The organism is Nesterenkonia massiliensis, from assembly GCF_000455245.1.
Taxonomy (GTDB): domain Bacteria; phylum Actinomycetota; class Actinomycetes; order Actinomycetales; family Micrococcaceae; genus Nesterenkonia; species Nesterenkonia rhizosphaerae.
Genome location: NZ_HG005169.1, coordinates 180,550 through 192,943, shown reverse-complemented (window position 1 = coordinate 192,943; position 12,394 = coordinate 180,550). Strand labels below are relative to the sequence as shown.

Here is a 12,394-nt window from a genome sequence, read left to right as displayed (position 1 = left end):
CAATGCACCCATCAATCGGAAACCGACGACTCGCAGAGCGACCGGACCGAATGAAGGGGGCGGCCCAGGGTCAACCCCTTCACCCACGGAGGTGATCACACCGGCTGACTCATGGCCGATCACCATGGGTTCGTTCAGCACGAAGTCGCCGATGCGCCCGTGCTCGTAGTAGTGGACGTCAGAACCGCAGATGCCTACCGCACCGATGGCCACCTGCACCTGGCCAGCGCCAGGCTGCGGCAGCGGCCGGTCCTCCACGACGATCTCGCCCACGGCACGCAGCACAGCGGCAGGGTTGGTGACTGTCGTCATGAGGGGTCCCCTATCGGGAGTTTGGCGCGGAACCGGCGATGAGTTCCTGCGCGATGGTCTCTTTGAGGACTTCACTGGTCCCGCCGAAGATGGTCAGCAGACGCACCGCCAGGTACGCCTGAGCCACTGGGTACTCCAGGATGTAGCCGTAGCCGCCGTGCAGCTGGAGGCAGATATCCACGCACTTTTTGGCGAACTCTGACGCGTGCAGCTTGGCCTTGGAGGCACCCACCAGGTCCAACTGACCTGCGTTGAAGCCCTCCACCTGGGCAGCCAGATACCGCTGTGCGGCCTCCAGTCCGGTCTGCAGGTCAGCGAGCTGGAATCGGGTGTTCTGGAAATCAGCAATCCGCTCACCAAAAGCGTTGCGCTGGGCTACATAGTCCAGCGTCTGATCCAAGACCGTCTCCGCGACGACGACGGCTGCCGCGGCCACTGCCAGGCGACCCTGGGGCAGAATCGCTTTCACGTATTCAAGGCCTCGACCCTCTTCGCCGATGAGGTTCGCAGCAGGAATCTGCACGTCGGAGAAGAACAGTTCCGCAGTGTCTGAGGCCTTCAGCCCCATCTTCTCCAGCTGAGTGCCCGGGGTGTATCCGGGGTTGCCTTCCTTGGTGACCAGGAAGAGGCTGAAGGAAGTGGCACCGCCGCGCTGTTTCACATCCGAGCCGTCTGAGCGTGCCAGCACCAGGGCGCCGTCGCCGGAGATACCGTTGCCGATGAAGGTCTTCTGGCCGTTGAGCGTCCAGGAGCCGTCGTCGTTCTTGGTTGCCTTGGTCCGCACTCCGCGCAGATCTGAGCCGGCGCCGGGTTCGGTGAAGGCCACGGAGCTGACAAAACTGCCGTCCATAAACCGTGGGAGCCAACTCTGCTGTTGCTCCTCGGTAGCGAACTGCAGCAGGGCCGGCAGCACCCAGTCGTCATGGAGATGGAAGGCCAGTGCCGCGCCCAGGGCGTCGGCGCGAGCCAGTTCTTCGTCGATGATCATCCGGAAGCGGTAGTCGGCCAAACCCATGCCGCCATGCTCCTCCGGCACAGCTAGTCCCAGCAGACCGTTTTCTGCGGCGGCCTCCCAGAGCGCGCGCGGCATCATGTGGGCGGCGTCCCACTGCTTATAGTGCGGGGTCACCTCTCGGGTGACGAACTCGCGCACCACTTCGCGGAACTCTTCGTGAATCTCGTCATAGAAGCCTGTGTGCATCGTCTCGAATCCTACTCCGGCTGATCAGGGAACGCTGCCGGTGTCGAGCCGGAGGGTCCGGTTCAGCGCTGGCTCAGCAGCGCGCAGGCGTGAGCGGTGGTGTCTTCGATGAGCTGGGCAGCCTGCTCCTGGAGTTGAAGGAGGTTCGCTGCACCGGGCGCGATGGACAGCGCTGCCGTCAGTCCTGCCTGGCGGCACTGCGCCGGGCTCAGCTGGACCGCACCGGCAATGACGACGACGGCGGCTGACTCCGGTGCGTACTGCTGGACCGCATGGACCACTTTTCCGCCAAGTGACTGGGTGTCCAGGCGGCCCTCGCCGGTGAGCACCACATCAGCATCGGCCAACGCCTGCTGCAGTCCCACCGCTTCTGCCACCATGCGTGATCCGGGCAGAATTTCAGCCTGACCACCGGCCTCAGGGCCCAGCAGACTCATCACGGTGACCGGAATGCCGCCGGCGGCGCCGAAGCCTTCAGCCTCGCGGTAGTGCTGCGGATCTGCCCCGGCCTGCTCGGCGAGGACCTGCGCCAGGTGAGCTAGACCGGCGTCCAGTGCGGCGACGTCGTGGTCATCGGCACCTTTCTGCGGACCGAAGACGGCAGCGGCACCGCGGGGGCCGGTCAGCGGGTTGTCCACATCCACCGCCAGGCGCCATCGAACGCTGCGGGCCAGTGGGTGAAGGTTCTCGGTGTTCACGCTGGCGATGCGGCTCAGGCCTTCACCACCTGGAGGCACAGGAGCGCCGTGGCGATCAAGGAATTCTGCTCCGAGGGCCGTGAGAATGCCACTGCCGCCGTCAGTGCTGGCCGAACCGCCCAGGCACAGCAGGATCTCCTGGGCTCCGGAGGCCAGCGCTTCAGCGATGATCAGGCCCACTCCGTAGGTATCAGCGCGGCGCGGCTGCAGCGGGACATCCGACACCGCAGGAAGCCCGTTACCCTCAGCCGCCTCAATGACCGCAGTGCGGCCATCTGGGGATAGGCCCCACCGGGCGGTACGCGGGCGGCCGATGGCATCTACTGTCTCAACGCTGCGTGCCTGCTGATTCCACAGCGCAAGCAGGGCATCCAGGGTGCCTTCCCCGCCGTCGGCGAATGGCAGTTCGGTGACCTCAGCATCGCTGAAGATCTGCCGGGCTCCACGGGCCATAGCCGCTGCGGCTTCAGCGGCGGTGACTGAGCCCTTGAAGGAATCAGGGACGCACGCAATCTTCATGGCTACAGACACTAGCCCAGGTGACGGCGATCACTGTGCCGCGGGGCCCTCTGCGACAGAACCCGGAACCTAAAGTCGCCTTGACCTACGGTAGTCACCTGCTTACTGCTGCGTGCGCAAATAAAGTAAGGAAACTGTCGGAACTCAGCACTCCGAGGCGCTAGTTCCGACAGTTTCTTTACGTTATTTCAGGCAGAACCGGTGAGTACCCGGTGAAATGCTCCTGGCTCAGAGCATGACCGCAGCGAGACCCAGCACCACCAGGAACGCGACGACGCCCTGGATGGCAGTCGCGACGGTCAAGGTCCGGTACGCCGTTCCCACCGGGATCCTCGAGAGCTGTGAGACCACCCAGAAGAACGAGTCGTTGGCGTGAGAGACCACCATGGCTCCAGCACCCACTGCCAGTACGGCCAATACGGTGCCCTCTGTGCTCTCCAGTCCCAGTGAGTTCAACATGGGAGCAATCATGGCGGCGGTGGTCACGATCGCCACCGTGGACGAACCCTGGGCGGTTTTCAGCGCCGCGGAGATCAGGAAGGGCACCAGCAGCCCAAGCCCCATTCCCGCAATATTCTCGGCGAGGAAGTCGGTGAGCGGGGAGGCGTTGAGCACCGCGCCGAACGCCGCTCCGGCACCGGTGATCAGCAGGATCGGGGCAGCCACCCGGATGGCTTCAGTGATGTCCTCATTGAAGCGGGCCATCCGGCCATCACCTGAGATCAGGAAGACTGCAGCAATGAGTCCGAGGATCAGCGCGATCACCGGTGTTCCCAGGAACACCAGCGCATCGGTCACTACGCCTTCACCAAACGGCGCATTCGGCAGCTTCGCCACTGATCCCAGACAGATCAGCAGCAGCGGCAGAACAATCGGCAGGAAAGCCATGAACGCTGAGGGCAGCTTGCCGTAGGAGGCCCGCAGTTCCTCGTAGTCCTGGACCTCGAGGTCATCGTCACGCTCGGCAGGAAGTGCCGCAAACTCTTTGCTGCTCAACCGTGTAGCGAACAGCAGCGCGGCCAGGGCCGAGACCAGCGAAACCACCAAGCCCAGACCGATGATCAGCCCGAGATCCTCGGCCACCCCGAGCTCACCGGCTGCTGCCAGCGGACCAGGAGTGGGCGGCACCAGTGTGTGGGTGGCAAAGAGTCCGGTCATCAGCGCAGTGGAAGTGGCCAGCGCCGAAATGCCCGCACGGGCGGTGATTGCTTTGCGCAGGGAGTTCAGAATCACGTACCCGGAATCGCAGAAGACCGGCACCGAGACTACGTAGCCGATAAGCGTCATGGTCAGATTCGGGAACCTATTGCCGATGACCTTGATAATCGCGTCAGCCATAGCAATCGCGGCACCGGAGCGTTCCAGGATCACTCCGATCATGGTGCCGAAGATGATCACCAAGCCAATATTGCCCAGAGTGTTGCCGAAGGCCTGCGTCACTGTGGTGATGCTTTCGGCGACCGGCAGCCGGTAGAGGAAGGTGCCCAATAGCGCAGCACCCAGCAGCGCCAGGAAGGGACTGACCTTCCACCGGGCGGTCACCAGCACAATGCCGGTCACCAGCAGGATGAGTATCAGCAGATCGATCATGAAACGTCCTTGGTTCACTGTCGAAGGGAGAAGCCTCATTGCTGCTGCGGGAATGGATGTAGCTTAGACCACATGGCCTGCGCACCGGTTGCGGAATCATGCGACCATAGTTGCGCCTTATATAGGGGAGAACCCTGTGCCTTTTTAGGCCCACACCGGTAGAAAGGACCTCATGCCGGCACTTCACATCATCGCCCTGGTCAAATGGGTGCCAGATGCCCAGCTGGAGCGCCACTTCACAGATGGCCAGCTCCTGAACCGCGCCGAGGGCATTCTGGGTGAGTTGGATGAGTACCCGTTGGAAGCCGCACTGCAGATCAAAGAGGAGCTGCAGAAGAACAACGACGACGCAGCGGTCCGCGTCTCTGCCCTGACTATGGGCCCGGCCGGGGCGTCGGCGGCAGTGAAGAAGGCCCTGCAGATCGGCGCCGACGACGGCTATCACCTCAGCGACGAAGCCCTGCGGGGTGCCGATATCTGGGCCAGCGCGGCCGCCCTTGCTGTTGCGGCCCGCCATGTGCTGGATACCGCAGAATTCGCCGATGACGCTGAGTTCCTGATCCTCACCGGCATGGTCAGCGACGACGGCGAGTCTGGAGCGCTGCCGGCCCAACTGGCCGAGCGACTCGGCGTTCCTGCGCTGACCCAGGCCACCGGGCTGCGTCTTGAACTCGACACTGACACCGACACCTCACGCCTGGTGGTCACCCGCATCTCCGGGGACCGACTGCAGAAGGTGGCGGCCCCGCTGCCTGCCGTCGTCTCCGTCACTGACCAGGCGAACCAGCCGCGCTACCCCAACTTCAAAGCCATCATGGCAGCCAAGAAGAAGCCGGTCACCAGTTTTGACCTGGCTGAACTGGGGCTGACCGGCACCGCGGTGGAGTCCAAGCTGCGGATGGTCTCCGCCGACCCCCGCCCGGCCCGTGCCGCCGGTGAGATCATCACCGACGACGGCGAAGCCGGCGCCCGCATCGTTGACTTTCTGGCAAAGGAGCGCCTGCTGTGACCCATGTCCTGGTCTTCTTCGACTCCGTAAACGCTGCGCTCACCGGTGCCCAGCAGGAGCTGCTGACCCATGCTGATGCGCTCGGCGAGGTCAGTGTAGTCACCGGCTCTGCTGCAGAAGCGGTGACTGCGCCGCTATCACTGGAACCGGTGGAGAACGTCTACACCGGCGAAACCGCCATCACTGCCCCGGATCCGGCCCTGGCGGATCTGCTGGAGACCGCAGTGAAGGAAGTCAGCGCCGATATTGTGCTGGGTGCTCACACTCCCGACACTGTTGATGCCCTGGCACGCCTGGCTGTGCGCCTGGACACCGGCCTGGTGACCGCCGCCAATGGCGTCACTAGCACCGGGGTGGCCACCAAATCAGTGCTGGCCGGCTCCTACTTCACTACCGCACAGATCACCGAGGACGCCCCGCTGGTGGCCACCCTGCGTCCCAATACCGCTGAGCGCATGACCACCCCAGGGGCTGCCCCCGAGGTCACCGTGCTCCCGGTCTCCGCCTCCGGATCCCTGGAGGTCCTGGAAGAGACCGAGCTGCCGAAATCCGGTCGTCCGCCGCTGGCTGAGGCTCGGGTGGTGGTAGCTGCCGGCCGGGGCGTGGAAGGTGACTTGAGCCTGGTGGAGGAGCTGGCTGATGAGCTGGGCGCCGCCATCGGCGCATCGCGTGCCGCCACGGATGCCGGGTGGATCGACCACTCAGCCCAGGTGGGCCAGACCGGCGTGGTGGTCTCCCCGCAGCTGTATATCTCGGTGGGCATCTCCGGTGCCATTCAGCAGAAGGCAGGTATGCAGACCTCGGGCACGATTGTGGCGATCAACAAGGATGAGGACGCGCCGGTGTTCGAGATCGCCGATTTCGGCGTCGTCGGTGATCTCAACGAGGTGCTTCCGCAGATGATCGAGGAGATTCGCCGCCGCAAGGCCTAAGTAGCGATCACCGCGACACCACCGGCCGGTACTGTCAGCCCTGTCTCGGCCGGTTCTCCGCTGAGCAGATCCTCGCCGTCGGCGGTGACCGTCACCGGTCCGTCGTTGTGGTTGAGCACAAAGAGGTAGCTGGTCTCCGCGCTTTGCCGGCGCACCATCTCGACATCCGCATGCAGGTGCTCAGGCGTCTGGGCCAACAGGCTTGAGCGAAGCGAGCTGATCCCGGCTTCGGTCAGCACCTTATCCACCAGCTGCTGCGTGCCATCAGCCTCCAGCCGCGTCGGTCATGTATTGTCCGGTCACGGGGGCGTCGTGGTAGAAGAAGATCTCGCGTCCGTCCGCGAGCGTTCCCGCGGTCCTGTTCATCTATTCACCTTCCAGGGAGAAGAATCGTGAAAGTGCTTGTGACCGGCGGAGCCGGCTACATCGGATCGGTGGTTGCTCAGCAGCTTCTGGCGCAGGGCCATGAAGTGACCGTACTGGACAACCTCTCCACCGGCCATCAGGAGTCGGTGTTGACGGGGGTCGCTTGGCATCAGGGGGATATCTCCGAGGCAGCGGAGGTCCTTGATTCTTCCTTCGATACGATCATCCACCTGGCGGCGAAGTCTCTGGTGGCGGAGTCCATGAAGCACCCTGAGCGCTATTGGCATGGCAATGTGGTGGCTTCTTTGGGTCTCATCGAAGCTGCCCGTGCCGCCAATGTGCCGCGCTTTATCTTCTCGTCCACTGCCGCTGTCTACGGCAATCCGGTGACGGACCTGATCTCTGAGGATCATCCGACCGCGCCTATCAACCCCTACGGTGCCTCCAAGCTCGCCATTGACCACATGCTCGCTGCTGAGGCGGCGGCTCACGGGCTGGCCGCAGTGAGCCTGCGGTACTTCAACGTGGGCGGAGCAAGCGGCAGCCTGCGCGAGCAGCATGATCCGGAGACTCATCTGATTCCGAATCTGCTGAAGGTTGCTACCGGGGAAAGCCCGCATGCGCAGCTTTTCGGAACTGACTACCCCACCGCTGACGGGACTGCGGTGCGCGATTACATCCACATCAAGGACCTTGCCCGTGCCCATCTGCTGGCCATGGAATGGGCGAAGCCTGGCACTCATGAGATCTTCAACCTCGGCACCGGTGTGGGCTCCTCGGTGCGGGAAGTGCTGGACACTGCCCGCACGGTCACAGGTCGCCAGATCCCTGTGATCGAGCAGCCCAGGCGCGCCGGTGATCCTGCGGTGCTGGTGGCATCAGGGCAGAAGGCCGCGGAGACTCTGGGGTGGGTCCCGGAGTACTCCTTGGAGAACATCATCGCCGATGCCTGGACTGCCCTGCCCGACTCAGACTGAGGTCCTGGTGCCGCGTTCGCGCGGCACCAGCCTGGTCAGCTGGGTGACGTGCTTGGGCTCCAGCTCAGCGAGTGTGGGCACCTGCAGCAGCTTCATCGTTCGGTCGATCTGCTCGGCGAGGATTTCGATAGTGCGGTCGACTCCTGCCCGGCCCCCGGCCATCAGCCCGTAGAGGTAGGCCCGGCCGATAAAGGTGAACGTCGCCCCGTGGGCCACCGAAGCGACGATATCGGCACCGTTCATGATGCCGGTGTCGAGTCCGATCTCAATGTCGGTTCCCACTTCCCGGACCACATCCGGGAGCAGGTGGAAAGGCACCGGGGCGCGGTCCAGCTGGCGTCCGCCATGGTTGGAGAGAACGATGCCGTCCACGCCTAGGTCCGCTAGCCGTTTCGAATCCTCGACGTTCTGTACGCCTTTGACCACCAGTTTGCCGGGGAAGAGTTCACGGATGATCTTCAGGTCATCAAAGCTGATCGAGGGGTCCATGGCCTTATCCAGCAATTCACCCACAGTGCCGCCGGTCGAGGACAACGAGGCAAACTCGAGCGGTGGCGTGGTGAGGAAATCGACCCACCACCACGGTCGCGGAATGGCGTTGATCACCGTCCCCAGACTCAGCTGAGGCGGGATGGAGAACCCGTTGCGCTTATCCCGAAGGCGTGCGCCCGCCACCGGGGTGTCAACAGTGAAGAACAACGTATCGAACCCTGCAGCGGCAGCACGCTCGGTCAGACCATAGGAGATTTCCCGGTCTTTCATGACGTAGAGCTGGAACCAGTTGCGGCCGTTCGGATTGGCCGCCTTCACGTCTTCAATGGATGTGGTGCCCAGAGTGGAGAGGGTGAAGGGAATCCCTGCAGCGCCGGCAGCCGATGCGCCGGCCACCTCGCCTTCAGTCTGCATCAGTCGGGTAAACCCGGTGGGGCCGATGGCGAATGGCAGGGACGAGTGGCCCCCGAGAATGGTGGAGGACATATCCACTTCGGAAACATCGCGCAGGATCGAGGGGTTGAACTCCACATCCTCGAATGCCTGGCGGGCACGGGTCAGCGAGAACTCACCTTCGGCGGCACCATCGGTGTAATCAAACGCAGCCTTGGGAGTACGCCGCTTGGCAATCTTCTTCAGGTCCTCGATTGTCAGGGCTGTGTTGAGGCGTCGTCGTGATGCGTTGAAGTCAAACTTCTTGAACTTCATCAGGGGCGCGATGTCCCGGGGCTTGGGTAGCTGTCGCTGAACCATGGGTACCTCCTTGTCCCGCCGGTCAGATCCGGGGACGGTACGTAGTAGGTGTATGAGTGCGGGTAATGAGCTCGCGCAGGTCCTCCAGGCTTCCTGAGAGTGTGCCTGCGGTACGGGCCTGTATGAGGAGGTTTCCGATGGCGGTGGCCTCCACCGGGCCAGCGACCACAGGATATCCACTGCGGTCTGCTGTGGCCTGGCACAGCAGGGCGTTGAGCGATCCGCCGCCGACCATGTGGACGACGTCGATCGGCCGGCCGGCCAAGTCTGCTGCGGTATTTAGTGCCTGGGCGAAGCGAACGGCGATGGATTCGATGATGCTGCGCACCAGCTGCGGCTTTCCCTCAGGTGAGGGCAGATCGCGTTCGCCGCACAGCTCGCTGATTCGGGCCGGCATATCCCCAGGGGGAACAAACCGCTCGTCCTGCACGTCGAATACTGTGATGTCCCTCGCGGGGACCTCGGCGGCTGCCTTCAGCAAGGAGGTCAGATCCTGCGCGCGGCCTTCCTGCGCCTCCCAGGACCGCAGCGTTTCAGACAGCAGCCATGTCCCCATGACGTTGGTCAGGAACCTGGTGCGTCCATCCACCCCGCCTTCGTTGGTGAAGTTGGCCTCGCGACTGGCATCTGTCACCACGGGTTCCTGCAGCTCAAGGCCTACCAGTCCCCAGGTGCCGCAGGAAATGTAGGCGGCATCTGGGCTTGACAGCGGTGCGCCGACGACGGCGCTGGCGGTGTCATGAGATCCCACCAGGGTGACAGGGAGCTGCTGACCGCCCAGCCGGGCTGACAGCTCGGTCCGGGTCAGGCCCAGAGTGCTGCCGGGCGATGCGACAGGAGCAAAGAGCTGCTCATCGATACCGAGCTGACTCATCAGCCCGGTATCCCAAAGCCGGGTGTGTACGTCCAGCAGACCAGTGGTAGACGCGTTGGTGGCCTCTGTGCGCTGCTCGCCGGTCAGCCAGTAGCCAAGCAGATCCGGTATCAGCAGCAGCCGATCAGCCTGTCCCGCCAGCTCCTCTGCCGCTAGCTGGTAGAGAGTGTTGAAGGGCAGAAACTGCAAGCCGTTGCGCTGGTACAGCTGAGCGAAGCTGACTTTCGAGTGCACGGAGTCAACACCTACAGCGGTACGCCCGTCGCGGTAGTGATACGGGATGCCGAGCATCCGCATGGTCCCAGTGGGCGTCTCGGCCAGCAGCCCGTAGTCCACGGCCCATGCGTCTATACCGACGGAGGCGAGCTCACCGCCTGCTTCACGGCTAGCAGTTGCCAGTCCGTCAAGCGCGTGCTCATAGAGGCCCACGATGTTCCAGTGCAGTCCATCGGGCAGCGGTACCACCCCGTTGGGAAAGCGTGCCGCCTCGTGAAACTCCAGGGTGTCCGGTCCTACACGTCCCAGGACGACGCGCCCGGAGGACGCTCCGAGGTCGACTGCAGCGTGTGTGGTGGTCGCCATTGATACTCCGCTCAGCGCAGGAATGCAGCGGCAACACCGGCATCTACCGGTACGTGCAGGCCGGTGGTGTGGGACAGATCAGAAGAGATCAGTGCGAAAGCCGCATTGGCCACATTCTCGGGAAGGACTTCACGCTTGAGAATCGTCCGCTGAGCGTAGAACTTGCCCAGCTCCGATTCTTCGATGCCATAGGTCTTGGCGCGATTGGCACCCCAGCCGGAAGCGAAGATACCCGAGCCCTGCACCACGCCATCGGGGTTGATGCCGTTGACCCGGATCTGATGCTCGCCCAGCTCCGCTGCCAGCAGCCGCACCTGGTGAGCCTGGTCTGCCTTGGTGGCGGAGTAGGCGATGTTGTTAGGACCGGCGAACACCGAGTTCTTCGAGGAGATGTAGATGATGTCTCCGCCGAGACCTTGTTCGATGAGGACCTTGGCAGCGGTCTTGGACACCAGGAACGAGCCCTTGGCCATGACGTTGTGCTGCAGGTCCCAGTCCTTCTCGGTAGTCTCCAGCAGCGACTTCGACAGGCTCAGCCCTGCGTTGTTGACCACGATGTCCAGGCCACCGAAGGCCAACAGGGTCTCATTGATCGCCTGCTGCACAGCAGTCTCGTCAGAGACATCGGCGGCGATACCAATAGCCTTATCCGGTCCGCCGAGCTCCTGTGCAGTCTCCTGAGCTTTCTCCAGGTTCAGGTCAGCAATGGCGACGACGGCGCCTTCGGCCACCAGCCGTTTGGCGATGGCCTTGCCGATGCCGGAGGCGGCGCCGGTGACCAGGGCGATCCGGGTGGCCAGCTCCTTGGGCTTGGGCATGCGCTGAAGCTTGGCCTCCTCCAGCGCCCAGTACTCGATACGGAACTTCTCACGCTCATCAATGGGGGCGTAGGTCGAGAGTCCCTCAGCACCGCGCATCACATTGATGGCGTTGATGTAGAACTCTCCGGCCACCCGTGCGGTCTGCTTGTCCTTGCCGAAGCTGAACATGCCCACACCGGGCACCAGCACAATGGCCGGGTCGGCACCGCGAATAGCCGGGCTGTCGGCCTCGGCGTGGCGGTCGTAGTAGGCCTGGTAATCGGTGCGGTAGGCCTCATGGAGCTCACGCAGGCGGTTCACCGAGTCTTCGATGGACGCATCCGCGGGAAGATCGAGCACCAGCGGCTTGACCTTGGTGCGCAGGAAGTGGTCGGGGCAGCTGGTGCCTAGCTCAGCCAGACGGGGGTGTTCGGCGTGGGCGAGGAAGTCCAGGACGACGTCGTCGTCGGTGAAGTGACCCACCTGCGGACGGTCTGCGCTGGCAATAGAGCGAATGGTGGGCATCAGTGCGGCGGCCTTGGCGCGACGCTCAGCCTCATCCAGAGCTCCGTAGCCGTCCAGGGGCGCACCGAAGGGCTCGGGCTTCGAGTTCTCCTCGATGTACTTGGCCGCGGTGTCGATGATCCACAGCGAGTTCTGCTCGGACTCTGAAGAGGTGTCGCCCCAGGCGGTGATGCCGTGTCCGCCGAGGATGCAGCCGACCGCTTGGGGGTTGGCACGCTTGATCTCGGCGATGTCGAGACCGAGCTGGAAGCCGGGGCGGCGCCATGGGACCCACACGACCTTGTCGCCGAAGATCTTCTCGGTGAGCTCAGGGCCGTCTGCGGCGGTCGCGATCGCGATGCCGGAGTCGGGATGCAGGTGGTCCACGTGAGCTGCGTCAACCAGGCCGTGCATGGCGGTGTCGATGGAGGGAGCAGCCCCGCCCTTGCCGTGGAGGGTGTAGTCGAACGCGGCAACCATCTCGTCCTCGCGCTCCACGCCGGGGTAGGTGTTGACCATGGCCCGCATGCGGTCCAGGCGCAGGGTGGCCAGCCCCGACTCCTTCAGGGTGCCGAGGTCTCCGCCGGAGCCCTTGACCCAGAGGAGCTCAACGTCCTCACCGGTCACGGGGTCACGGTCAGTGCCCTTGGCGGAGGTGTTGCCGCCGGCGTAGTTGGTGTTCTTCGGGTCCGAACCGAGACGGTTGGACCGGGCGATGAGTGCTTCAACTGCTGGGTTGGTCATGGGGGCTCCCGAAGATGATGTTCGATAATGAGCAATCGAAC

Annotated in this window: 11 protein-coding genes; 3 read left to right on the top strand and 8 right to left on the bottom strand. The window is 63.6% G+C overall.

Going from position 1 to position 12,394, the window contains the following annotated elements:
- The 4 genes from TX78_RS09450 to TX78_RS09435 all read right to left on the bottom strand — a co-directional run.
- Positions 1 to 312, bottom strand: a 312-nt coding sequence (locus TX78_RS09450; RefSeq protein WP_044495728.1) for an alcohol dehydrogenase catalytic domain-containing protein, incomplete at its 3' end; no start/stop codon positions are given.
- A 10-nt stretch (positions 313 to 322) separates the two neighbouring features.
- Positions 323 to 1,513 (bottom strand): acyl-CoA dehydrogenase family protein, encoded by a 1,191-nt coding sequence (locus tag TX78_RS09445; protein ID WP_044495726.1) that lies wholly within the window; start codon positions 1,511 to 1,513, stop codon positions 323 to 325.
- Positions 1,514 to 1,575: 62 nt separating this feature from the next.
- On the bottom strand, positions 1,576 to 2,730 hold the full coding sequence (locus TX78_RS09440; protein ID WP_044495725.1) for a glycerate kinase: 1,155 nt from the start codon (positions 2,728 to 2,730) through the stop codon (positions 1,576 to 1,578).
- Positions 2,731 to 2,958: 228 nt separating this feature from the next.
- A complete protein-coding gene (locus tag TX78_RS09435) occupies positions 2,959 to 4,320 on the bottom strand; it encodes a GntP family permease (RefSeq protein ID WP_044495723.1) in 1,362 nt (453 codons plus the stop codon).
- A gap of 172 nt (positions 4,321 to 4,492) precedes the next feature.
- Between TX78_RS09435 and TX78_RS09430 the strand changes: the two genes are divergently transcribed.
- Both TX78_RS09430 and TX78_RS09425 read left to right on the top strand, forming a co-directional pair.
- Complete coding sequence (locus TX78_RS09430; protein ID WP_044495722.1) at positions 4,493 to 5,329, top strand: electron transfer flavoprotein subunit beta/FixA family protein; 837 nt, start codon at positions 4,493 to 4,495, stop codon at positions 5,327 to 5,329.
- Positions 5,326 to 6,261 (top strand): electron transfer flavoprotein subunit alpha/FixB family protein, encoded by a 936-nt coding sequence (locus TX78_RS09425; protein WP_044495720.1) that lies wholly within the window; start codon positions 5,326 to 5,328, stop codon positions 6,259 to 6,261. Before TX78_RS09430 ends, TX78_RS09425 begins: the two co-directional genes overlap by 4 nt.
- Here TX78_RS09425 and TX78_RS14390 read toward each other — a convergent pair.
- Positions 6,258 to 6,509 (bottom strand): Beta-galactosidase C-terminal domain, encoded by a 252-nt coding sequence (locus TX78_RS14390; protein ID WP_044495719.1) that lies wholly within the window; start codon positions 6,507 to 6,509, stop codon positions 6,258 to 6,260. The two genes, TX78_RS09425 and TX78_RS14390, sit on opposite strands and share 4 nt — an antisense overlap.
- Positions 6,510 to 6,653: 144 nt before the next feature.
- Between TX78_RS14390 and galE the strand changes: the two genes are divergently transcribed.
- A complete protein-coding gene (gene galE, locus TX78_RS09415; protein ID WP_044495717.1) occupies positions 6,654 to 7,604 on the top strand; it encodes a UDP-glucose 4-epimerase GalE in 951 nt (316 codons plus the stop codon).
- Here the strand turns inward: galE and TX78_RS09410 are convergent.
- The 3 genes from TX78_RS09410 to TX78_RS09400 are packed head-to-tail and all read right to left on the bottom strand — an operon-like array spanning position 7,596 to position 12,353.
- Complete coding sequence (locus TX78_RS09410; protein WP_044495715.1) at positions 7,596 to 8,849, bottom strand: alpha-hydroxy acid oxidase; 1,254 nt, start codon at positions 8,847 to 8,849, stop codon at positions 7,596 to 7,598. The two genes, galE and TX78_RS09410, sit on opposite strands and share 9 nt — an antisense overlap.
- Before the next feature lie 22 nt (positions 8,850 to 8,871).
- On the bottom strand, positions 8,872 to 10,305 hold the full coding sequence (locus TX78_RS09405) for a rhamnulokinase (protein WP_044495714.1): 1,434 nt from the start codon (positions 10,303 to 10,305) through the stop codon (positions 8,872 to 8,874).
- 11 nt (positions 10,306 to 10,316) lie between these two features.
- Complete coding sequence (locus tag TX78_RS09400) at positions 10,317 to 12,353, bottom strand: bifunctional rhamnulose-1-phosphate aldolase/short-chain dehydrogenase (RefSeq protein WP_044495711.1); 2,037 nt, start codon at positions 12,351 to 12,353, stop codon at positions 10,317 to 10,319.
- Between the last annotated feature and the right edge of the window lie 41 nt (positions 12,354 to 12,394).